The sequence below is a fragment of the uncultured Clostridium sp. genome, assembly GCF_934754915.1.
Classification (GTDB): Bacteria; Bacillota; Clostridia; order Clostridiales; family Clostridiaceae; genus Clostridium.
This window is the reverse complement of record NZ_CAKVKB010000007.1, coordinates 18,819-43,865: the sequence shown is the minus strand read 5'-3', so window position 1 is coordinate 43,865 and position 25,047 is coordinate 18,819. Positions and strand designations below refer to the sequence as shown.

Below are 25,047 nucleotides of genomic sequence, written 5' to 3'. Positions count from 1 at the left end.
AAGGGGAATATTAATGGGATATATTATAGTTGATTTAGAATTTAACAATCTAAAAAATATAACAAAATATTATGAAAAATTTTTTGAAGAAAATAGTAATCTAAAAGATATAGATTTTGAAAATGAGATTATAGAAATAGGTGCCATAAAAGTTGATCAGTATATGAAGCAGGTTTGTGAAATGAGGGAATATATTAAGCCTACAATATTTCCTGTAATAAATCCAAAAGTAACTGAAATAACGAGAATAGATAATAGTATACTCAATGAAAAGGGAATCGGGTTCGAGGAAGCTTTAAATAAATTAAAAGGTATGTTTGAAAAAGGAGATGTTTTATGTTCGTGGGCAAAAGATGATATTGCTGAAATAATAATAAATGCAAATTATCATGAGTATAAAGATTTGAAATGGCTTGACTCATATTTAGATATACAAGAATATGCAAGTAAAATATTGGCACATAAAAAAGCGCTAGGTCTTAAATGTGCACTTGATGAATTAAAAATTAAAGTAGATGATACAAAACTTCATGATGCATTAATTGATTCGTTTTATACTGTTGAAGTATTTAAAAGAATATATAATTCTAGAATAATAAAGAATCATATTGTAAGAGATATATATAATATGCCTGCAATAAACATATCTAATCTTGAAGATATAGAAATTGATACAGACAAATTAGAATTAAAATGCCCTAAATGTAGAAAAAGTGTAAATCTTGAAACTTCAATAGAACTTTTAAAATGGAGATTTGCAGTTATAGGGGAATGTTCAAAATGTAAAAATAAAATTTTATTTGAAATAATAGCTAAAAAAACTCTTCAAGGGAGTATTGGATATAAAGAAATAAGTTCTGTTTTAAAGGAAGATGTATATTTAGATTATATATATAAATTTGATAATTTAAAGCATAAAGAAATCTGAGATCATTAATTAATGAATAAAAAATAGTTTAATAGAATATTATAAATAGTAAATTTAACACGCTATACTAGTAAAAATAGTTATTTCAGAGATTTTTTATAGTTGTTTTTGTTTTAATTGATACTACTTATAATGAAATTAATGTAGAATTAAGAAAAAATTACGAATAAGTAAAAAATTCTATAAGGAACTTTTACTAAAAATATGGTAAAATGAGTGTATAAGCATTTATAAAACGAATACATTTAATGAAAGGATTTTATTATATGAATATAGCCTTTTTTCTCACTCCTAAAAATGAAGTAGTGTGTGAAAATGAAGAATCAACAATGAGACAAGTTATGGAAAAAATGGAGCATCATGGTTATACGGCCATTCCTTTAATAAATAAAGAAGGAAAATATGTTGGAACTCTTACTGAGGGAGACCTTCTTTGGAAACTTAAAAATACTCCTGATTTGAACTTTAAAAATACTGAAAGTGTAAAGGTTAAGGATATCAATAGAAGAATTAAGCATAAATCTGTATCAATAACATCAAATATAGAAAGTCTTATTTCATTAGCTATAAATCAAAATTTTGTTCCTGTTACAGATGATAATGGGATTTTTATAGGAATAATAAAAAGAAGTGATATAATTAATTATTGCTATAATGAAATGGAAAAAAGAAGAGAATATGAAAGACAGCAGTTTGTATTGTATGATGAAGGATAGAATATGAACAGGCTGTTTTAACATTAGAACAATAAAACTCCTTCTTAAAATTTAGTTTTTAAGATAGAGTTTTATTATTTAAGCTATGTAAACTGATTGATTAGAAGTTTACTTGTATAAATTACTTTTGTAGATTAATATTGTAAGTATAGTGATTAAGTTGAGTTTATTGTATTTAGGAGGTATATATATGTCAAATGAAGAAATGTTAAGTAGTATGGATGAATTATTAAAGGATTATGATGTTAAAAAGTTAAATAATGGAGACATATTAAAAGGAACTGTTATAGAAGTAAATGATAAAGAAATTTCTGTTAATATAAATTATGCATTTGATGGTCTTATAAAAAAAGAAGAAGTATCAAATGATGAAAAAGATCCAAGAGATGTTGTTTCTGCTGGGGATGAAATTGAAGTATATGTAATGTCACCTAATGATGGAGAAGGATATGTTGAATTGTCATTGAAGAGAGCAAAACAAATAAAAGAAAAAGAATTTATAGAAGAAGCTTTCAAATCAGAAAAGACTATAAATGTAATTGTTAAGGAAGAAGTAAAAGGTGGATTGGTTGCTTATTATGGCAATCTGAGAGTATTTATTCCAAGATCACTTGCAAGCAGAGAGAGAATAGAATTGAGTACTTTAATAGGAAAGGAAATTCAGGTTAAAATTACTGAATTAGATTTAAGCAGTAATAAGATTATTGCGTCAAGAAGAGCAATTGAAGAAGAAGAATATAATAAAAACAAAAAGGCAATATGGAATAGTCTTCAGGAAGGTGAAAAGAGAACAGGTGTTGTAAAAAAACTTGTTAAATTTGGAGCTTTTGTAGATATTGGAGGAGTAGAAGGTTTAATACATCTTTCAGATTTATCATGGGAAAGAGTGAATAAGCCAGAAGATGTAGTTAAAGAAGGCGACAAAGTAGAAGTATTTATAGGAAGTGTTGATAGAGAAAAGGAAAGACTTTCATTAATATTAAAAGATGTGGCAAAGGAACCATGGACTCTTCATAGTTCAGATATAAAAGAAGGAGATGTGCTTGAAGGAAAAGTAGTAAGATTGACTTCATTTGGTGCATTTGTGGAATTATTTGATGGGGTTGATGGACTTGTTCATATTACTGAAATAACTGATGAAAATATAACAAAACCTGGAGATGTACTAGAAATTAATCAAAAGGTTAAAGTTAAGGTTTTAAATATAGACAAAGAAAATAAAAAGATGGCTTTGAGCATAAAAGATGCAGTTGAAAGTAATAAAGATTATCTTAATTATGTAGACAATCAAGAAGAAGGAACTTCTTTAGCAGATTTACTTAAAGGATTTAAGTTCGAATAAAAAATTTGAATATATGTAGATAAATTTAATGGAGCTATTATGTATATGTAATAGCTCCATTTTTATAACTATCTTAAATTAAAGTTTTTCAATCTTTAACATATTAGTTCCACCAGTTTGAGTTGTTGGCATTCCAGCAGCAACAATTATATCATCACCTGGTTCTGTGATTCCAAGTTTAAATACTATACTTTTTGCTTCATTTATTATTTCATCAGTAGTATTAAACATATCACACTGCATAGGAATTAATCCAAAATTAAGATTTAATCCTCTTCTTACATAGTCATAAGGTGTTATTGCTATAACAGGAGCTTTGGATTTATATCTTGAAAGAAGTTTTGCAGTAGCTCCACTTTTTGTAGCAGCAACAATAGCTTTAGCATTTAATAAGTTGGCAGTTCTACATGCAGAGTAGCTTATAGCAGCAGCATAATCATTTAATGATGGTTCTCTCAATCTAGAAGTTAAGTGATTATAATCTAGATATTGCTCAGCTTCTTGTGCGATTCTAGCCATAGTTTTAGCAGCTTCAACAGGGAATAATCCAGAAGCACTTTCACCACTTAACATTATAGCATCAGTACCATCAAAGATTGCATTACAGATATCACTTGCTTCTGCTCTTGTTGGAAGTGAATTTCTAATCATGGAATCAAGCATTTGAGTGGCTGTTATAACTATTTTTCCTGCTTCATTACATTTTCTTATTATTATTTTTTGATTTATAGGAACTCTTTCTATAGGTATTTCAACACCCATATCACCTCTGGCAACCATTATTCCGTCAGCTACTTTAATGATAGAATCTATGTTGTCAACACCTTCTTGATTTTCAATTTTTGCAATAACTTTTATGTGTTTGCCATTGTTTTCTTCAAGAACTTTTTTTACATCAAGAACATCGCTAGCTTTTCTTATAAATGAAGCTGCAATAAAATCAACTTCCATTTTACATCCAAATTTAATATCTTCTATATCTTTTTCTGTTATTGATGGTAATTTTATTACTACATTTGGAACATTAACGCCTTTATGATTTTTTATCATACCTCCAACAGTTACTTTGGTATGAATTTTATTTCCTTCTACACCAGTAACTTTGAATTTTAATAATCCATCGTCAACTAAAATTGTTCCTCCTACTTTAATATCTTCATAAAGTTCTTTATATGAAATAGAACATTTAGTTTCATCTCCAAGTATTTCTTCACCACATACAAAAGTGAAATCATTTCCTTCTTTAAGTTCAACACCATCATTTATAAAATTATGAGTTCTGATTTTAGGTCCCTTAATATCAAGAACAATTGCAGTAGCTGAATTCATTTCAGTTCTTAATCTTTTTATCAAATCTATTTTTTCTTTATGAGATTCGTGTGTTCCATGAGAAAAATTTAATCTTGCTGCACTCATGCCAATCTCAATAAATTTTCTTAAAGTTTCTTCATTATCACTAGCAGGTCCAATTGTAAAAATCATTTTTGTTTTTTGCATAAAAACACCTCACATAAAATTTTTTATAGTATACTTATATTGTATATTTATTGTGTATCAATTGTTGTATATCGATTGAAAAATAACATAAAATAGCTTGAAAAATTGACAAATTGTAATTATTCTCGATTTTTTTATGATAAACTAATAGAAAGATATACATAAAATTATTTTAACACATATTTAAGGAAAGGGAGTAAAAATATGAAAAAAATTGAGAATGTTAAATTTGACAGAGTTTTTTATCATTTTGAGCAAATAAGCAAAATTCCTAGAGGATCAGGGAATGAAAAAGCTATAAGCGATTATCTCCTTAATTTTGGAAAGGACTTAGGATTAGAATGTATTCAGGATGGAGCATTGAACATAATAATAAAAAAGCCTGCAAGTAAAGGGTATGAAAATGTTCCGGGTGTTATAATTCAAGGCCATATGGACATGGTATGTGAAAAAAATAGTGATAAAGAACATGATTTTAAAAGGGATCCTATTGATCTTGTTGTTAAAGGAGATTACATATATGCAGATAAGACAACCCTTGGAGCTGATGATGGAATTGCGATAGCATATTCAATGGCTATACTTGAAGATAGAAATTTACAACATCCTGCAATAGAAGTATTATTAACAACAGATGAGGAAGGCGGGATGAAAGGTGCTATGTCAATTCAGCCACAATATATAAATGGGAAGACTATTTTAAATATTGATTCAAGAGAAGAAGGAAAACTTATTGTAAGTTGCTCAGGAGGAATAAATACTAAGTCAATTCTTCATATAGAAAAAATAAATAAGAAAGAAAACACTCAAGCTTATAATATTGTTATAAGGGGATTAAAGGGAGGTCACTCTGGTTCGGAAATTCATTTGGAAAGAGGAAATTCCAATAAATTAATGGGAAGATTTTTAAAAGAAGTTGAAAAGAATTTAAAATATAATCTGGTATCAATAAATGGTGGAGCAAAGGAAACAGCAATTCCAAGAGAATGTTCAGCAATTATTAGAATTAATAAAGAAGATGAAAGAAAACTTTTAAATATAAAAAATAGAGTATGTGAAATGTTTAAAAAAGAATTTGGGAAAAAGGATCCAGATTTGAGAATTTACATTTTGGAATCAGAAGATAATGTTGATTATATTATATCTGATAGTTCAACAGAGAAAGCAGTAAATTTATTGTATATGTATCCAGATGGAATGAATACATCGAATTATGATGCAGAAGGGGGAATTGAAAGTTCAACTAATTTAGGAATTGTGAAAACTTTTGAAGATTGTATTCAATATAACAGTTCTGTAAGAAGTTCGATTTCCTCTTTAAAAGATGAAATTGTATCTAAAAATAAGTGCTTGACAGAATTGGTTGGAGGAGAATTTTTAACAGAAGCGGCATATCCTGAGTGGTGTCATAAAACTGATTCTAAGATAAAGAACATATGTAGAGATGTATATCATAAGATGTATGGAAAGATGCCGGAAATAATATCAATACATTCAGGAATAGAATGTGGACTATTACAGCAGATACTTGGAAATGATATTGATATGATAAGCTTTGGACCTGATATTAAAGATATACATACACCTAATGAACATATGAGTATCCCATCAGCAGATAGATGTTATGAATATTTAATTCAAGTTCTTAAAGAAATAAAATAGAAAAAATTGTATTAGGCTGATATTTTATAGTATGGAAACTTTAAAATATCAGCCTTTTATATATTTCTATTAACATAATGAATATATTTTAAAATTTGAGAATATTATGTTATATAAAAATAAATATCTAATGGAAAATTTCTATTAGAAGTGAGGTGGTATTGTGAGATACACAAGATATGAATATAGAAAACATGGGAAAATGAAGTTTATTATAAGCGTAGTTATGGTTGTAACAGTTTCTATTGGAAGTGGTTTGTATATAAGCAGTCTTGTTTTCAAAAATGAAGAAACAATATCAAATAATAATTATTCAATAAAAACAGGTGAAGAAAATGGAGTAGCACAGTTTAAAGAGATAGTAGCACTTCAATGTGGATATTATTCAAAAAAGGAAAATGCAGATATGTCTATTTCAGCGATATCATCATATTGTCAGCCATTTATTGTAGAGGAAGATGGAAATTATAGAGTTATTGCAGGATTGTATGATGATGAGTCTGGGACAGAAAAAATAGAAGAGCTTAAGAGAATAGGAATAGATGTTGCAAAGGTAACTATTAAAGTGCCAGTAGATACTGATGAAGATAAGAAAATTATACAGATAACAGAAGGATTTCTTCAAATCACAAAAAAATTAGCAGAAAGTGATGTGAAAAGTATTAAGACATTGGAATTCAAAGAGTGGGCAGGAAACATAATAGGTAGTGGACAAGATTCTAAAACAGCAAAATTGAATCAGATCGAAAAAATTATAAATGATTTACCAGATGAAGTGACAAAATCTAATAGCACAGAAAGTGTTCAGAATTTATATATGTTAATAAAAAATTAGGTAAAATTATTAAAATTATTACAACAAAATTACATTTATATAAAAAAAACTATAACTTAATGTAACAGACTTGTTTAAGAACTTCTTAAATGATAAACTATAGGGTGTGGAAATGGTTGATTTCTGAATTTTTCATTTTCACACCTTAAAAATTAGAGACGATTAGTTAAAATATTAACATGTGTATAATATATATTTGATGTCTATAATCATAATATATTGAAGTTTTTATTCTAGGATGTGAACATATGAAAATAATTTTAGCGTCAGCTTCAGAACGAAGACAGGAATTGTTATCAAGATTAATTGATAACTTTGAAATAATGGCAAGTAGTTTTGATGAAAGTACAGTGGATTTTGAAGGTGATATAGATAAATATGTTAAAGATGTTTCTTTAGGAAAGGCTCTTGATGTTAGAAAGCATATTAATGAGGATGCAATAATAATATCAGCAGATACAATTGTTACTTATAATAATAAGATTCTTGGAAAGCCTAAAGATAAAGAAGATGCATTTAATATGTTAAAAGATCTTCAAGGAAGAAGCCATTTTGTCTATTCTGGGTTAGTTGTTATAAATACTAAGACCGATGTAACCAAAGTAGAAAGTTTGAGAACAAAAGTTACTTTTTCTAAAATAAGTGATAAAGAAATACTAGAGTACATAGAAACTGGAGAGCCTTTAGATAAAGCAGGCTCTTATGGAATTCAAGGAAAAGGCGGAATATTTGTTGAGAAAATTGAAGGATGCTTTTATAATGTGGTAGGACTTTCTCTTAACAAATTGAAGTCAATGCTAGATCAAATAATGTAATATGGGGAAGACGGATGGGGTATTAATTTTGGAAGGAATGATATTCTATGAATAACAGTCTGAATATTAAAAATATACCGGAATACGAAAAACCCAAAGAAAAACTATTAGAATATGGTGCACAATCATTGAGTAATTCAGAATTATTAGCAATAATAATTGGAGCAGGAGGCAGGTATGAAAATGCTGTAGAGCTTAGTAGAAGAATTCTAAATGAATTTAATGATTTAGATGGAATTCTTTCAGCTGAATATGATGATATAATATCCATAAATGGAATTAAATCTGGAAAAGCATCACAAATTATGGCATTAAGTGAATTATTTAAAAGATTTAGAACTCTGAAAGCAGGAAAGAAAAATATCAAAATAACATCTCCAAAAGATTTAGCAGATCTTCTTATGGGAGAAATGAGCTGTTTAAAACAGGAAGTGCTTAAGGTAATTACATTAAGCACAAAAAATACAATTATTGGTGCAAAGGATATTTTTAAAGGAAGCTTAAATAATTCCATAATTCATCCAAGAGAAATATTTAAACTAGCAATAACAAATCATAGTGCATCGTTTATTATATGCCATAATCATCCATCTGGCGATCCAACGCCAAGCAGGGAAGATATAAATATAACAATAAGAATTAAAGAATGTGGAACAATTATAGGAATTCCACTTATTGATCACATTATAATAGGAAATAATAAATTTGTCAGTCTGAAAGAAAAGGGACTGATATAAGAATCGGAAGGGGAAAAATTAAAATGGGATTTTTTGGATCAGGAAAAGACATGGGAATAGATTTAGGAACAGCAAATACACTTGTATTTGTTAAGGGAAAGGGAATTGTTTTAAGAGAGCCTTCAGTTGTTGCAATGAATAATATGACAAAGAAAACACTTGCTGTAGGATCAGAAGCTAAACTTATGATTGGTAGAACACCAGGAAACATTGTTGCAATAAGACCTCTAAAAGATGGGGTAATAGCAGACTTTGATACTGCTCAGACAATGATGAAGAATTTAATAGAAAAAGTTTCAACAAAAAATGCATTTAAGAGTCCAAGAATAATAGTATGTTATCCATCAGGAGTAACTGAAGTTGAAAAGAGAGCTATAGAAGAAGCAACTAAACTTTCAGGTGCAAGAGATGTTATATTAATGGAAGAGCCAATGGCAGCAGCTATAGGTGCAGGACTTCCAGTAAGTGAACCAACAGGAAGCATGATTGTTGATATTGGTGGAGGTACTACTGAAGTTGCAATAATATCTTTAGGAGGTATTGTAACAAGCAAGTCATTAAGGGTTGCTGGAGATGAACTTGATCAGGCAATAATTTCTTACATAAAGAAAGAATTTAACTTAATGGTTGGAGAAAGAACTGCAGAACAAGTTAAGATGGAAATTGGATCAGCATATAAACTTGATGGTGAAGAAGAAATGATAATGGAGATTAAAGGAAGAGATATGATTTCAGGACTTCCTAAAATCGTTGAAATTTCAGAAGCTCAAGTTAGAGAAGCTTTAAAAGAGCCTGTATATCAAATAATTGAATCAATTAAGACTACATTAGAAAAAACACCACCAGAATTAGCAGCTGATATTATGGAAAAAGGTATTATGCTTGCTGGTGGAGGAGCTTATTTAAGAGGATTAGATGTATTAATAAATAAGGAAACAAACATGCCTGTTCATATTGCAGAAGCACCTCTTGACTGTGTAGTTCTTGGAGCAGGAAAGGCACTAGAAGATTTTGATAAAATAAGCAGAGATCAAAGAGGCTAATTAATGAAACTCTTCAAAAATAAACTGGCAGTAACTATAATGGTGCTGTCAGTTACATTTTTAGGATTAATTGCATATACAGTAAAAAAGGAAAATAGGAGCATTATTGAAAGTGGTGCCGGAACTGCTCTTAATCCTGTGCAGAGATTATTGTACAGTGCAACTAATGAGGTAAAAGAGACTTTAGACTTTTTTTTGAATTTTTCTGAAGTAAAGGCTCAAAATAAAGAACTTACTAATGAAAATGAAGAATTAAAAAATAAGCTGGCTGAATATTCAGATTTAAAAGAAGAAAATGAGCGATTCAGGGAATTATTAAGTTTTACAGAAGAAAGAGATAACTATAATTACATAGGATGTGACATCATAAGCTATAGTGGTGGCGGATTTAATGATGGGTATGTAGTAAATAAGGGTACAAATGACAACATTCAAAAAGGAATGGCTGTAATAACTAATAAGGGACTTGTTGGTCAGGTTACAAGCGTTGGAACTAATTGGAGTATAGTTCAGACACTTACAAATGAAAATATAGCTGTAAGTGTTATGGTTGAAAGTACAAGAGATGCAACAGGTTATATTACAGGTTATACAGAAGATAATCAAAACAGAAACCTTGCAAAGGTATATGATCTTCCTATGGATTCTGAAGTTAAAGAAGGCGATGTTATATTGACTTCTGGTGTTGGAATGGTGTATCCAAAGGAAATAAGAATAGGAGAAGTCATAAAAGTTGAAGAAGATAAGGTGAAAGTAATGAAAAGCGCTATTGTTAAACCTTATGTTGATTTTAATAAATTGGAAGATTTATTTATTGTATCACCAAAAGATACAAGAGAAGTTAAATATGATTAGGAGTATGAATAATGGAAAAATTAATTCTTATTTTAGTTTCGATTGGATTATCTCTGTTAGATAATTCAATAATTCCATTCTTTTCAATACGTGGCGGTTATCCTAGTCTTCTATTTACATTTGCAATTGCATACTCATTAGTTAATAAGAGAGAAAAATCTGTATTTATGGGATTAGTCAGCGGAATACTTCAGGATATATATTTGTTTAATGGGTTTGGTGTAAATTGTTTTTTTAATTTACTGCTGTGTTTTCTTGCATCATTAATAGGTGAAGGAATGATAAAGAATAAAAGGATGGTTCCTGTTGTTTCTATGTTTATTATCACAATACTAAAATATATAGGAATGTTTATAATTTTCTATATTGTTGGTATAGAAATACATTTGACAAGAAGCGTATATATGGCATTATATAATTCCATAATTATGTTTTTTGTATACAAGTATGTTATAAAAATTTATGATGATGAATATACAAAACAAAGATGGAGGTTTAAATGATAGTTAATAAACCAGTGAAAAAAAAGAAAATCTCACGATATACTGTTTTGTGCATTATTATGGGCATCATTTTTGGATCAATTAGTCTGCGCTTGATATATCTTCAGATTTTTAGTTATGAAGAGTATAAAGAAAAAGCTAATACAACATCAACTAGATTTGTTTCAGAAAGTGCTCCAAGGGGAGAAATATATGACTCAAACGGAATTGTTTTAGCTACAAGTGAAAGAACATATTCATTAACATATACGGAAACTGATGTGACTAAGAAGATGTTTTACTCTACTATGGCTGAATTATTTGAAATTCTGAATGAAAGTGGAGAAAGTATACAAGATACAATGCTTTTAAAGATTGATAATGAAGGCAATCCATATTTTGATTATTCAAGCAGTGATAAAGAATCACAAAATTATTCAGAATTAAGATTTAAAAAAGATAGAGGGTTTGAAGAAACATTAAAAAATAAATTGTATCCAGATGTAAGTCAGTTATCAGATGAGCAGAGTGATGTAATTGATGAAGAATTGTTAAAGATTACACCAGAAGAATCATTTTATACATTAGTTAAGAATTATGATCTTATAGAACTTATAGATCCTGAATATAATTCTACAAAAGAAAAGAAAGAATTATATAAGTCTATGACTGGTGAGGAGATAACAAATAAAATACTTGCACAGGGGTATTCGCTTGATGATATAAGACAGTATATGGTTGTAAAAGATACAATAAAAATACAAAGTCTTCAAGGGTATAAATCAGTAACAATAGCAAACAATATTAAAAAGGATACTGTACTTATAATAAAACAGAAGCTTAATGATATGCCTGGTATTGATGTCAGTTCAGTACCTATAAGAAAATATCCATATAATAATCTTGCATCATCAGTACTAGGATATGTGTCTACAATAACTAGTGCAGAAGAAGATAAATACAGTCTTAGAGGTTATGATGTATCTACAGATTTAATTGGTAAATCGGGAATTGAATCTGCATTTGAAGAACAGCTTAAAGGAGTAAAAGGTGGAACAACAGTAAAAGTTAATTCATCAGGAAGAGTTACAGAAAAATTATTTGAACTGGAATCTTATCCAGGAAATAACGTTCATCTTACAATTGATGGAAAACTTCAATATGTAGCAGAACAGGCCCTTAAAGATGGAATCCTTGAAATACAACAAGATCCTAAGTACAGAAATGCCACAAGAGGAGCATTAGTTGCAGTTGATGTTAAAACTGGAAGGATATTATCACTTGTTAGTTATCCTGACTATAATCCAAATCAGTTCACTATACCAGGAACTCTGACTTCAGAAGAAAGCAAACAATACTTTACTCCAGATTTAGAAGCCTTCGGGCAAGAATTGATAAAAAGATTAAATTTAAATAAGACCGTTGATGAATTATTTCCAAAGGATAGTAAAGGAAACAGACAAGATAATAATGATTTATATCCAAGGCCATTCTATAATTATGCAACAATGTCATTGATACCACCAGGATCAACATTTAAGCCTCTTACATCAGTTGCAGGATTGGAATCTGGGGTTATCAGTCCATCAGAGACAATAAATGATTCTGGAGTATTTAACATTCATCCAGATGTATTTGGTAAAAGTTTTGCACCACAATGTTTACTTTATACAAACAATCATTATGGTCATGGACCTCTTGATGTAGCTGGAGCACTTGAAGTTTCATGTAACTTTTTCTTCTATGAAACAGCTTATAGATTGTATATGCTTAATGGAGGAAATATAGGTGCATTAGATTCTATAGCTAAATATGCATGGGAATTTGGATTAGGCGTTAATCCTAATAGTAACGAAAAACCAGCTACAGGAATAGAAATACAAGAAAATTTTGGTCAGACATATAATTTTACATCATGGAGAAAGCAGATGGTTAACTATGCTAAATATTCTATTGTTGATGATTTAGAAAATGGAAAATATAGTGCTAATGGAACCACTTTTATAAGTTTTGATATAAAGTATATCGAAGATGATAATGATCAAGTTAGAAAAGCTAAACAGAACATAAAAGATAAAATTGCAGATACACTTAATAAAGTCGGAACAGATGAATTTAAGAGTATAAATTATGATCAGTTTGCAAAAGAAGTAAAAAAAGATGTTCAGACTATAATGGATAATTCTGATAGATATAAAGAAAATGTAGCAAAATATGAAGCCGATACAAATAAAACAGTAAATTTAGAATCACAGGCAAATATAATAGCAGATGTTATAACACGATTTACAATTAATGATAAATCATCAGAAATAACATCTCCAGCACAATTGATATATGCGTCTATTGGTCAGGGTATGAACAACTATACTCCTCTTCAATTAGCTTCATATGTATCAACTCTTGTAAATGGAGGAACAAGATATAAGCTTCATTTAGTTGATAAAGTGACAGATAATGATGGAAATGTTATTCAAGACTACAAACCTGAAGTATTGAATCAATTAAATATGAGTAAATCAACAGTAGATGCTGTAAAGTTAGGAATGTCTAAGGTTAATAGTGATGATAGTGGTACAGCTGCTGCTAGATGGCAAGGATTCCCAATACAAACTGGTGGTAAGACTGGTACAGCTGATTTCTCAGATACTCAAGAAGAAAGAGGAAGAGCACCATATGCAACATATATAAGTTTTGCGCCACTTGATGATCCAGAGATAGCAGTTGTTGCAGTTGTATTTGATGGAGGACATGGTGGTTCTATTGCAGGTGCTGTTAGAGCTGTTTTTGAACAATATTTTAAAGATAGAATATTGGAAATGGATCCAAATTATGCAGCTAAATCAGAAACATTTAGAAAATATGTATCAGCTAATCCTTTCAATTCAGAAGTACAGAAAGAAGAAGCTGATGAAGCTGTAAATGAGAAGACTGAACAAAATTCAAATGGAACTTCACAAGATGAAACAGAACAGAATTCAACGAATGATGATTCTGCAGCTTTAGATGAAAATTTGATAAACAATAATGGAAATACTTAAAGTTAATTTATAAAAAGGACTGCTGCATTAAAGATTGCAACTAAAATATTTAGTGTTATTCTTTATGCACAGTCCTTTTTTAAAAAGAAATGAGGAAGAATTATGAAATATGACAGAATGACAAGTGGAATATTTTTATCAAGACCTAACAGATTTATTGCAAATGTTGAGATAGATGGTATAAATGAAGTGTGTCATGTAAAGAACACAGGAAGATGCAAAGAGTTATTGATACCAGAAATGACTACGGTTTTTGTACAGAAAAGTGATAATCCAAATAGAAAAACTAAATATTCAGTCATTGGGGTAATAAAAGGTGATAGAAAGATAAACATGGATTCACAGGTGCCTAATAAGGTGGTCCATGAGTGGATTAATAATGGAAATTTATTTAAAGATGTAGTATTGGTAAAACCAGAAAAGACATATAAAAATTCGAGATTTGATTTTTATATTGAAACTAAAACAGAAAAAGCCTTTGTTGAAGTAAAAGGGGTGACATTGGAAGAAGATGGTGTAGTTAGATTTCCTGATGCACCAACTGAAAGAGGAGTAAAACACATTCATGAATTATGTGAATGCATTGAAGATGATTATAAGGCATATATAGTGTTTGTGATTCAAATGAAAGGAGTAAAATATTTTACTCCTAATGATGACACTCATAAGGCTTTTGGAGATGCACTTCGTAAAGCAAAAAGAAAAGGTGTAAAAATTGTTGCTGTGGATTGTAATGTTACAGAAGATAGTATTAGCATATCTGATTATGTTGAAGTACGTTTATAGAATATTGGGTATTTTTACATGGAATTCTTGAAAGTTAATCATAAATATTTGTTGCAATATTAAAATTACATTTAAATTTATCTTATATGTATAAAAATATCAAAGAAATCTTAAAAAGATTCAATTGTTTATTATAAATCGCTAATTTTAATATATTGTCTTCTGAAATCAATAGTTATATCTTTGGACTACATGTACTATTTGGTGATAAATACTTATGTACAAATTCCAAGGATTATCTTATTATTTTTAAAAATACTATAAAATAGTTTAAACATATATACAAAAATACTTTAGAAAATGATATAATTTAAAAAGGTTAATGTTTTCAAAGAAATTAAAATTTAAGTATTTTTTAGACCTGCAGATATGCTAGGGGGTAACAAATGTACAATAATGATGGTATTTTAATTAAAGGAAATAGAGATGGTATAAATACAACAATTGATATGAGTAAGTTTTCTTCATTTGAAGATATGATTTCATTATTAATAAAGAAACTTTCAAAAGGCAAACATTTTTATAAAGGAACAACACTAATTTTAAGAATAGATTTAAAGCTCCTTAATGAGAAAAATGCCAAACAATTAAAAGAAGCCCTGCTAACAGAAATTGCTCTGAAAGATATTGTGTTTGAAGATTTGGAAGCAGATAGTCAAAGTGGTACAAGTCAAAAGGAAAATAAGGTTTTTAATGGAGTTTATGAAGGAAGAACTAAATTTATAAGAAGAACTGTCAGAAGTGGTCAGTCAATAAATTATAAAGGTAACATAGTAATAATTGGAGATATTAACAGTGGAGCTGAAGTTTATGCTGCTGGAAATGTGGTTGTTCTTGGACGAATCAAGGGAAAAGTAAGTGCTGGGACTAATGGTAATTCTAAAGCATTTATAGCTGCATTTTTATTACAGCCTGAACTTTTAAAAATAGCCAATGTTATAGCAATGTCACCTGATGAATCAGAAAAACCAAGTTATCCAGAACTTGCAAAGATTAAAGATGGTATAATAATAGTTGAGCCGTATTTGCCAAATAAATATATATATTAGAAGTTATAGGTTGGAGGTATTAAAAACATGGGAGTATCTATTGTAATTACTTCAGGTAAAGGTGGGGTTGGTAAAACAACAACAACAGCAAATATAGGAACTGCTTTAGCATCATTAGGCAAAAAAGTAGTTGTTATAGATGGTGATACTGGATTAAGAAATTTAGATGTTTTATTAGGATTAGAAAACAGAATAGTATATACAATTATAGATGTTATAGAAGGAAGATGCAGATTAAAGCAAGGGTTGATAAAAGATAAAAGATTTCAGAATTTATGCCTTTTGCCTACAGCTCAGACAAAAGATAAAGATGATATAAGTCCACAAGAAATGCTTAAGATTGTGAATGAATTGAAAGAAGAATTTGACTATGTGTTGATAGATTCACCAGCTGGAATCGAACAGGGATTTGAAAATGCAGTTATAGGAGCAGATAAAGCAATCGTAGTTGTAAATCCTGAAATAACATCTGTAAGAGATGCAGATAGGGTAATTGGAAAACTTGATGCAAAAGGATTAGAAGACCATGCAGTAATAATTAACAGATTAAATTATGAGATGACTAAAAATGGTGATATGCTTGATGTATCAGATATTATAGAAACACTTTCAATTGAATTATTAGGAGTAGTCCCTGATGATAAGAACATAACAGTTTCAACTAACAAGGGAGAACCTATAGTACTTGATGAAAATGCTGTTTCAGGAAAGGCATTCAAAAATATAGCTAGAAGAATAACTGGAGAAAAGGTTCCATTCCTTGAATTACATACAACAGGAGATGAAGGATTTTTTAAATCTTTATTAAAAATGTTTAAACGTAATTAAAGGAGGATGTTGAGATGGGTTTTTTTAAAAGTTTAAATAATAAACCAACACCTAAAGAAGTTGCTAAGGATAGATTAAAATTGATTTTAATACACGATAGAGGTGAAATAGCACCTGAAATAATAGATAAGATTAGAGCAGAAATATTAGAAGTTATATCAAAATATATTGATATACAGATGGATGATGTTGAGATATCAGTGAACAAAAGTGAAGAAGAAGGAGAAAATTCTTCAGCTTTAGTTGCAAATATTCCAATAAAAAATATAAGAGGAAGATAGATTTTTAAAAGAAAAAGAAACTGATTTAAATGGAAAGGGGATTTCTGTTTATCAGTTTCTTTTTCTATAAAAATATACGAGTAAACTTATAAATATATGAATAATTTTTGAAGAAATAATTAAAAATATTGTCAATATAATATTTCTAATTGTTACAAAAATATTATTATTTGATTACATAGGGTTAATATTATGGAGAATAGAGTAATAATAGTGTATAATTAATAGGAAATATGCTAAATCATCAATATTTCAAGATGTATTTCATGGAGGTGAAATGTTGTTTAAGCGTTTTAGATTGGAAATGAGACTTATAAAAGAAATTGATAAGACACTTTTGTTTTCAATGATTTTATTAGTTTTATATGGAATATTAAATATATATTTATGTACTAAGGGTGGCAAATATGATGGATTTGCATTGAAACAATTTATGTGGCTTGTAATATCATTAGTAATATTATATGCGTTTTTATCAGTAGATTATACTATACTGATGAATTATGTACCTATATTTTATTGGGGGTCAGTACTTCTGCTTATAGTAACCATGTTTATAGGAGTAGAAATTAATGGAGCCAAAGGTTGGATAAAGCTTGGACCAGTATCATTGCAGGCATCGGAATTTGCCAAGATAGGAATAATTTTAATGCTTGCAAAGAAGCTTGAAGAGATGGAAGGAAAAATAAATGATGTAAAAAACTTTTTCATATTAGTTTTTTATGCAGCTGTACCTGTTTTATTTATTCTTATACAACCAGATATGGGAATGGGAATGGTATGTTTCTTTATAGTGCTTGGAATATTTTTTATATCTGGTCTGGATATGAAGATAATAGGGGGAGGACTTGCAACCCTTGTTCTTGGAGTGATAATAATATTAAATTCAAGTCTTATGCCTGCATATCAAAAAAGCAGATTTACAGGATTTTTAAATCCAGAAGCAGATTATGCTGGAAATGGATATCACCTTACACAGTCATTAATAGGAATTGGTTCTGGTGGAATATTAGGAAGCAGACCATCCTTAAAAGCAGATGGAAGTACAGGATATGCTGCACAGAATGTTCCAGAGGTTCATACAGATTTTATATTTTGCGCTATTGCAGAACAGCTTGGGTTCGTTGGAGCTTTAATACTTCTTATGCTTTATGGATTTATGATTTATGAGATGATTTCAATTGCACGGACATCAAAGGATATTTGTGGATCTGTAATATGTGTAGGTATAATATCTTATTTTCTATTTGCAATATGTCAAAATATTGGTATGACAATAGGACTTCTTCCTATTACAGGTATAACTCTTCCACTGGTAAGTTATGGAGGAAGCTCACTTCTTACAACAATACTTTCTGTTGGCCTTGTTATCAATATAGGAATGAGAAGAAAGAAAATACATTTTTAAAATTAAAGATTTATATTCAAAAACTGGCTTGATAATATTAAGTCGGTTTTTTTATTTGATTGAGGATTTTTCATATTAGCGTAAATACAAAACTCAACTCAACATATAGTATATCTTAAATAACTGTAGATACTATATCTTGAACTAAATCATATAAAATTATAATTATGAAATATCCACGATTATATAGCCAACTTCTTTTCATAAAAATAATATTTCTAAATATATATTTAGTAATAGAAATTTTAAGGAGGATATTGATGGGGAATTATGCATCAGCATATGAAGAATACTATAAAAATATAAATAGCAGATTTAAAGAAAAAAGCAGAGATTATAAAAACAACAAATATGAAAAATATAAACTTCATTCTGATAATAAGAATTATTTTTCAAAAGAATATTGGATTGTGAAGATTGAACATCAACTTTTAGGTTCAATATTACTATTATCTTTTTTTATGGTATTGAAATATGGTAATATCCCTAATATTAAAGGGATATATTCTGCGTGTAAGAATTCATTAATAAGTCAATTTGACTATGATGAATCTATTGAAGCTTTTAATTCTATGGATATATATGGTTATAAAGCTAAAGATTTTAGAATAGGTCCATTTAAAATTGAAGATTTAAAATCTCAAAATTTGAAAGTCGGATGGAATAATTTTATAAATTCTATAAGACAATCAGAAGGTCAGGAGATTTAGAATTAATTATAACTAAACCATATAAAAATAACTTATCCAGATTTACTGAGCAATATTATAGGGGTTAGAAATGAAAAAGTTTATTATAATTCTATTAGTTGAATTCCTAGCACTTATGTGGATTGCAGGCTTTAAGGCAACAGTTATAATAAGTTTCCTGTGGATAATATTACATGAATTTTCACATATTCTAATGGCTAAAAAATTTGGATGTTCATTTAATAAAATAGATATCAGTATATGGGGAGTAAAAGCTGATTTAATAGATTTTGATGAGTTAATGGAGAACAGAAAAATGGCAGTATATTTAGCAGGTCCTCTTTTTAATATTTTTATGAGTGTGATTTTGTTTGGGATATATAGTATTTTTAAATTAGAATATTTAAAAAGCAGTATAACTGTTAATATATGTCTTGGTACATTTAATTTACTGCCAGCCTATCCTTTAGATGGTTCCAGAATTTTAGAGATAATATTATCTAAAAAATATTTATTTAGAAGAGCAAAAAAAATAACAGAAAGCATAAGTTTTATTATTGCAGGTGCATTATTTGTTTTGTTTAATATAATGATTTTTTTACATAAGGTGAATATAAGCCTATTTTTAACATCCATATTAATGGCATACACAACATTTATAGAAAAAGAAAAGACTATGTATATAATAATGGATGATATGATCAAAAAGGTCAGGAGGCTGAAAAAATATAATTACATGGAGAATAAATCTATATCAGTATATTATAAAAAGGAATTAGTAAAGGTCTTAACTCTTGTAGACAAAAATAAATTTAATAGCTTTTATATTCTTGATGATAATATGTGCCTTATTTCTGTAATACATGAAGATGAACTTATTATAGCTTTGAAAGAACATGGTAATATAACTCTTGAAGAGTATATAAAAATAAGAAATGGCCATTGATTTTATAAGACTATAAAAAATAAAATCAATGGTTATTATTATAGAAGGTAAAGTACATATTTTGTTGTAGTATTATTATGAATATTATGGTAATATTTATAAAAATAAAACTTTAAATTTATAGCAAGGGATGGGATTTTATGAATAGAAAAAGGATAATATCAATACTTTTAAGTATGTGTATAATATTAACTTTATCTGGAAATACTGTATTTGCTGCTGAAAGTGATAGTAAAGAATTTGAACAGGCAATATTAAATGCAAAATCAGTAATTACTGTTTCAGATGATTATAAGAATTTTTCTCATACATCAAGAAAAGTAAACGATGGTGATAATACAATAACTGTATGGGATCTTTATTGGGAAAATGAGAATAGTGGAGAAAGTATATCTATTGAAGTAGATTCTTATGGGAACATATGTGATTATAGCAGTTATAAAAATGATAATGAATCTGGTCTTGCTAAAGTAAAGAAGGAAGATGCTGAAGTTACAGCAAAGGACTTTGTTAAAAAAGTCATTCCTAATTGTGAAGATGTAAGAGTAGTAAAATGTAATAATAATGTTTATAGTAATGAATATGATTTTATATGCAGACAATATGTAAATGATATTCCAGTTGAATTTGTCACAGTAAATGTTGGTGTAAACAAATACACTGGAGAGGTAAGTTATTATAATGGATTAGATATTGGATATAAAGCTGATAAATTTCCGGATTCTAGTCAGGTAATAGATACTGAAAGAGCAAAAGATATATATTTGGAAAATATACAAGAAGATTTTTCTTATTACACAACATATGATTATAAAGCAAAAAAACGAAATAATTTTGCGTGGTATACAATAAATGGAGGGAAAGGTGTTGATGCTGTAACTGGTGAAATTTTGAATATACATTCAAACTATGATAACTCTTATAAAGATTATTATGGTATTGCAAAAAGTGAATTAGAAAATGATTCAATAGGACCAATTCTTAGTGATGTTGAAAAGGCAGAGATAAATACTATTCAAGGCTTAATTTCCAGTGATAAAGCTCAAGAAATACTTAAGGAAAAAAATGATGAATTTGAAGGAATGAAAATTCAGGATATATCTTTGAGCAAGGATTCTAATGATGAAGAATATATATGGCAGTTATATTTTGATAATGGAAGTGGACAGGTAGATGCAGAAACAGGAGAAATACTTTCTTTTAATATATATTATAATGATGAATCAGATTCAAATAGTAATATGACTTATGCACAGGCTAAGGATAAAGCTGAATATTTTTTGAAGAAAATTGTTTCGGATAAATTTGGTCAAACAAAACTTCTTGAAAGAAGCTATGAAGAAGATAATAGTTTAACATATGGATTTAATTACATAAGACAGATTAATGGAAAAAATTATATGAATAATATGTTAAGTGTTTTTATAAATAAGAATACAGGGAAGATAGTATCATATGATAATGTTTGGTACAAGCAGATGGATTTTCCTGATGTAAACAATGTAATTTCTAAAAAAGATGCGTTCAATATATTTAATGAAAAAAATAGTTTTGGATTACATTATACATTAGATAAAAAGAACAATATAAGATTAGTATATGATTTTTTGGAGGGAGATATATCATATTACGTTGATGCTGTTACAGGAAATAAAATTGACAGATGGGGCAAAAAGTATGATGAGGAAGATATCCCTGAATATACTGATATCACTGGACATTGGTGTGAGAAAATTGTAAAAGAACTTTTAAATAGTGGATATTACATTAAAGGTGATAAATTCAATCCAAACTATAATATAAGTCAGGTTAACTTTTTCAGATATATGTTATCAAAAGAAATAGGAAATTGTACTGATGATGAGTTATATGATATTTTGAAAGAGAGAGAAATAGTAAAGGATGAAGAAAAAAATCCTAAAGGAGCTGTTACTAATAAAGATGCAGCAAAATTTATTGTAAGATATCTTGGATATGGAAAATTAGCCGAAAAGTCTAGTATATTTAAAAATACATTTAATGATTCCATTGATGAGGAGAATCTTGGATATGCAAGTATATGTTATGGATTAAATATAATTAAAGGTGATTCAGAAGGAAACTTTAATCAGAATTATAATATAAGCAATGCAACAGCAGCGGTGTATATTTACAATATTGTTTCTCAGGGGTATATAAGATAAAATTAATAAATAATTTTGATTAATAATATACAATCAATTAAGAAATCTTTGTAATATTTGTTTGATTATTTATATTTAGAACATATATTGAAATATGATAAAAACAGATTTTATTAGTATTTAACTGAATAATATGGCAGCAATAAGAATATTCCCAATAAAGATTAATTGTGTTAGAATAGGTATAGCAAAAATGGAAGAAGTATAAAATTATACTTCTTCTTATTTTGCTTAAACATATTCAATTAAGAATTGGCAGATAATCAATAAAATATATATTTATTTTTGTTAGACATTATTTAAAGTTAATAAGCATAAAATGTCTATTTTAACTTATTAGTTACAAAGACACAATCGTGTTTTAAGGAGGAAATGTATTAGTGAACAGAGTTTCAGATGATATTTTATTTAAAGTTGAAAAACCAGCGAGATATATAGGTGGAGAATTAAATGAGATTATTAAGGATCCCAAAGAAGTTGATATAAGATTCGCTTTTTGTTTCCCAGATGTTTATGAAGTAGGTATGTCTCATTTAGGAAGCAGAATTTTATATCATACAATAAATTTAAGAGAAGATACATACTGTGAGAGAGCATTTACACCATGGCCTGATATGGAAGAGCTTATGAGAGAAAATAATATTCCTTTGTTTACACTTGAAACTAAAGATTCTTTAAATGATTTTGATATATTAGGATTTACTCTTCAATATGAAATGAGTTATACAAATGTACTAAATATGCTTGATATGTGTAATATACCAATAAGAGCATCAGAAAGAAGCGAAGATGATCCAATAGTTATGGCTGGAGGTCCTTGTGCATATAATCCAGAGCCTTTATGTGACATTATTGATTTCTTTGAAATTGGTGAAGGCGAAGAAATGATGAATGATGTTCTTGATATTTATAAAAAATACAAAGGCAAGGGTAAAAAGTCAGAATTTTTAAGAGAAATTTCAAAGATAGAAGGTATTTATGTTCCTTCATTATATGATGTTGTTTATAATGAAGATGGAACAATAAAGAGTTTTGAACCTAAATATGATGATGTTCCTAAAAGGGTAAAGAAAAGAATAATAACTAATTACACAAAGGTAGAATTCCCAACAGATATAATAGTTCCATATACAGAAATAGTTCATGATAGAGTTGTTCTGGAACTTTTTAGAGGATGTACAAATGGATGCAGATTCTGTCAGGCTGGTATGATTTATAGACCAGTAAGGGAAAAAACAAGAGAAGATCTGTTAGAGTTAACAAGGAAACTTATTAAGAATACTGGATATGAAGAAGTATCACTTTCATCTTTAAGTACATGTGATTATTCAGATATAAAGGGATTAGTTGAAGATCTTATGGCTGAACATAAAGACAAAAAGGTTGGAGTTGCACTTCCTTCAATAAGAGTAGATGCATTTTCAGTAGACCTTCTTAAGAGCATTCAGGAAGTAAGAAAAACCGGATTGACTTTTGCACCTGAAGCAGGTTCTCAAAGAATGAGAGACATAATAAACAAAGGACTTACAGAAGAAAGAATATTAGAAGCAGCTGAAAGTGCTTTTGGGTCAGGATGGAATACACTTAAACTTTATTTTATGGTAGGTCTTCCTTACGAAGAATTAGAAGATTGTAGAGGAATTGGAGAACTAGCAGAAAAGATAGTTGAAAGATATAAGAGTGTTCCTAAAGGAAAGGGAAATAATAGAGGATTAAAACTTACAGTAAGTACTTCAATATTAGTTCCAAAGCCATTTACGCCTTTTCAATGGGCACCTATGGCAAGAATAGATGAAGTTAATAAGAAAATCGATGCTGTTAAGGATTCAATTAAGAGCAGATGTATAACATATAATTATCATGAGCAGAAAACATCAGTTATGGAATCAGTGTTTGCAAGAGGAGATAGAAGGTTGTGTGAAGTCCTTATAAAAGCATTTGAAAAAGGTGCTAAATTTGATGGATGGAATCAATATTTTAAATATAATATATGGCAGGAAGCATTAAAAGAATGTGGATTAGATGAAGATTTTTATGCATATAGAGAAAGAACTTATGATGAAATACTTCCTTGGGATTTCATTGATATTGGTGTTAATAGAAAATATCTTGAGAGAGAAAATGAAAAAGCCAAAAAAGCAGAATTAACTCAAAACTGTAGAAAAGGATGCACAGGATGTGGAGTTAATGTGAACTTTAAGGAAGGAGAGTGCTTTGAAGGTGCGATACTTAGTTAAATTTACAAAAGAAGAAAATATTAAATTTATATCCCATTTGGATGTACTTAAGACAATTCAAAAAAATATAAGGAGAGCAGAGCTTCCAATAGAATATTCACAAGGATTTAATCCTCATATGACAACATCTATTGCTCAACCATTATCAGTTGGAGTATATTCAAGTGGAGAATATATGGATATGGTTTTAACAGAAGAGATGAATGAAGATGAAATAATTTCAAGATTAAATTCTACTGCTCCAGGGGGAATAAAATATTTAAGCGCCCTTGCTATACCATATAAAGAAGGAGAAAAAAAAGTTCCTCAGGCAATGGCAATGATAGATGGAGCAAGATATACCATAAAAATTAAATATTCTGACGTTTCAAACCTTGAAAAAGAAGTAAATGAACTTCTTGAAAGAGAAGAATGGAATATTGTGAAAAGAACTAAAAAAGGTGAAAGAGAAACTAATATAAAGACTATGGTAAAAGAATTTAAATTCTGGATAAAGGATAATGTTCTTGTTATAAATGCATTGATAAGTACAGGAAGCAGAGAACATTTAAGTGCAGATTTGTTGGTTAAATATATACAGGAAAATACAAGTAATGCACTTGTAGATTCATTTGTTGATATAAAAAGAGAAGAAATGTATTTTTATAAGAATGATAAATTAGTGCCATTATATAAGTGTATTTAGCA

The 25,047-nt window shown here is 28.6% G+C and carries 22 protein-coding genes; 21 read left to right on the top strand and 1 reads right to left on the bottom strand.

Translation table 11 applies throughout. From position 1 onward, the window contains the following. Positions 1-13: 13 nt before the first annotated feature. The 3 genes from Q0F58_RS02575 to rpsA all read left to right on the top strand — a co-directional run bounded on the left by Q0F58_RS02575 (position 14) and on the right by rpsA (position 2,986). On the top strand, positions 14-928 hold the full coding sequence (locus Q0F58_RS02575; protein WP_294372182.1) for a 3'-5' exonuclease: 915 nt from the start codon (positions 14-16) through the stop codon (positions 926-928). Positions 929-1,194: 266 nt separating this feature from the next. After that, positions 1,195-1,644 (top strand): CBS domain-containing protein, encoded by a 450-nt coding sequence (locus Q0F58_RS02570; RefSeq protein WP_294372180.1) that lies wholly within the window; start codon positions 1,195-1,197, stop codon positions 1,642-1,644. A gap of 190 nt (positions 1,645-1,834) precedes the next feature. Continuing rightward, positions 1,835-2,986 carry a 30S ribosomal protein S1 gene (gene rpsA / locus Q0F58_RS02565; RefSeq protein WP_294372178.1) on the top strand — a complete coding sequence of 384 codons (1,152 nt, stop codon included), beginning with the start codon at positions 1,835-1,837 and terminating at the stop codon, positions 2,984-2,986. Between the two features lie 78 nt (positions 2,987-3,064). On the opposite strand, the gene pyk is transcribed toward rpsA, so the two are convergent. Then, the gene (gene pyk / locus Q0F58_RS02560) at positions 3,065-4,483 is read right to left on the bottom strand and encodes a pyruvate kinase (RefSeq protein ID WP_294372174.1); all 1,419 of its coding nucleotides are present in this window, start codon (positions 4,481-4,483) and stop codon (positions 3,065-3,067) included. Between the two features lie 204 nt (positions 4,484-4,687). Here pyk and Q0F58_RS02555 point away from each other — a divergent pair, with 204 nt between their 5' ends. The 18 genes from Q0F58_RS02555 to Q0F58_RS02470 all read left to right on the top strand — a co-directional run bounded on the left by Q0F58_RS02555 (position 4,688) and on the right by Q0F58_RS02470 (position 25,045). Beyond that, the gene (locus Q0F58_RS02555) at positions 4,688-6,145 is read left to right on the top strand and encodes an aminoacyl-histidine dipeptidase (RefSeq protein ID WP_294372171.1); all 1,458 of its coding nucleotides are present in this window, start codon (positions 4,688-4,690) and stop codon (positions 6,143-6,145) included. A gap of 163 nt (positions 6,146-6,308) precedes the next feature. Further along, positions 6,309-6,980, top strand: a complete 672-nt coding sequence (locus tag Q0F58_RS02550) for an SPOR domain-containing protein (RefSeq protein WP_294372168.1) — start codon at positions 6,309-6,311, stop codon at positions 6,978-6,980. Between the two features lie 248 nt (positions 6,981-7,228). Then, positions 7,229-7,795, top strand: coding sequence for a Maf-like protein (locus Q0F58_RS02545; protein WP_294372164.1), 567 nt, complete (start codon positions 7,229-7,231; stop codon positions 7,793-7,795). Between the two features lie 47 nt (positions 7,796-7,842). Further along, a complete protein-coding gene (gene radC / locus Q0F58_RS02540) occupies positions 7,843-8,532 on the top strand; it encodes a DNA repair protein RadC (RefSeq protein WP_294372162.1) in 690 nt (229 codons plus the stop codon). A 23-nt stretch (positions 8,533-8,555) separates the two neighbouring features. Beyond that, the gene (locus Q0F58_RS02535) at positions 8,556-9,575 is read left to right on the top strand and encodes a rod shape-determining protein (protein ID WP_294372159.1); all 1,020 of its coding nucleotides are present in this window, start codon (positions 8,556-8,558) and stop codon (positions 9,573-9,575) included. A 3-nt stretch (positions 9,576-9,578) separates the two neighbouring features. After that, positions 9,579-10,430, top strand: coding sequence for a rod shape-determining protein MreC (mreC, locus tag Q0F58_RS02530; RefSeq protein WP_294372156.1), 852 nt, complete (start codon positions 9,579-9,581; stop codon positions 10,428-10,430). An 11-nt stretch (positions 10,431-10,441) separates the two neighbouring features. Next, positions 10,442-10,933, top strand: a complete 492-nt coding sequence (gene mreD, locus Q0F58_RS02525; protein ID WP_294372152.1) for a rod shape-determining protein MreD — start codon at positions 10,442-10,444, stop codon at positions 10,931-10,933. Continuing rightward, positions 10,930-13,953 (top strand): penicillin-binding transpeptidase domain-containing protein, encoded by a 3,024-nt coding sequence (locus Q0F58_RS02520; protein ID WP_294372148.1) that lies wholly within the window; start codon positions 10,930-10,932, stop codon positions 13,951-13,953. Before mreD ends, Q0F58_RS02520 begins: the two co-directional genes overlap by 4 nt. A gap of 102 nt (positions 13,954-14,055) precedes the next feature. Further along, a complete protein-coding gene (gene sfsA / locus Q0F58_RS02515; RefSeq protein WP_294372145.1) occupies positions 14,056-14,739 on the top strand; it encodes a DNA/RNA nuclease SfsA in 684 nt (227 codons plus the stop codon). Positions 14,740-15,125: 386 nt separating this feature from the next. After that, a complete protein-coding gene (gene minC / locus Q0F58_RS02510) occupies positions 15,126-15,788 on the top strand; it encodes a septum site-determining protein MinC (RefSeq protein ID WP_294372143.1) in 663 nt (220 codons plus the stop codon). A gap of 27 nt (positions 15,789-15,815) precedes the next feature. Further along, positions 15,816-16,616: a septum site-determining protein MinD gene (gene minD, locus Q0F58_RS02505; RefSeq protein ID WP_294372141.1), complete on the top strand. Its 801-nt coding sequence runs from the start codon at positions 15,816-15,818 to the stop codon at positions 16,614-16,616. Positions 16,617-16,630: 14 nt separating this feature from the next. After that, positions 16,631-16,897, top strand: a complete 267-nt coding sequence (gene minE, locus Q0F58_RS02500) for a cell division topological specificity factor MinE (RefSeq protein ID WP_294372139.1) — start codon at positions 16,631-16,633, stop codon at positions 16,895-16,897. A gap of 280 nt (positions 16,898-17,177) precedes the next feature. Then, positions 17,178-18,305, top strand: coding sequence for a rod shape-determining protein RodA (gene rodA, locus Q0F58_RS02495; protein WP_294372248.1), 1,128 nt, complete (start codon positions 17,178-17,180; stop codon positions 18,303-18,305). A gap of 260 nt (positions 18,306-18,565) precedes the next feature. Next, positions 18,566-19,015 (top strand): hypothetical protein, encoded by a 450-nt coding sequence (locus tag Q0F58_RS02490; protein ID WP_294372136.1) that lies wholly within the window; start codon positions 18,566-18,568, stop codon positions 19,013-19,015. 70 nt (positions 19,016-19,085) lie between these two features. Continuing rightward, entirely contained in the window at positions 19,086-19,940 is an 855-nt protein-coding gene (locus tag Q0F58_RS02485; protein WP_294372131.1) for a M50 family metallopeptidase, read from the top strand. Positions 19,941-20,080: 140 nt separating this feature from the next. Further along, a complete protein-coding gene (locus tag Q0F58_RS02480) occupies positions 20,081-22,123 on the top strand; it encodes a YcdB/YcdC domain-containing protein (RefSeq protein WP_294372129.1) in 2,043 nt (680 codons plus the stop codon). A 380-nt stretch (positions 22,124-22,503) separates the two neighbouring features. After that, a complete protein-coding gene (locus Q0F58_RS02475; protein WP_294372126.1) occupies positions 22,504-24,360 on the top strand; it encodes a TIGR03960 family B12-binding radical SAM protein in 1,857 nt (618 codons plus the stop codon). Then, entirely contained in the window at positions 24,344-25,045 is a 702-nt protein-coding gene (locus Q0F58_RS02470) for a TIGR03936 family radical SAM-associated protein (protein WP_294372245.1), read from the top strand. Before Q0F58_RS02475 ends, Q0F58_RS02470 begins: the two co-directional genes overlap by 17 nt. Positions 25,046-25,047: the final 2 nt, after the last annotated feature.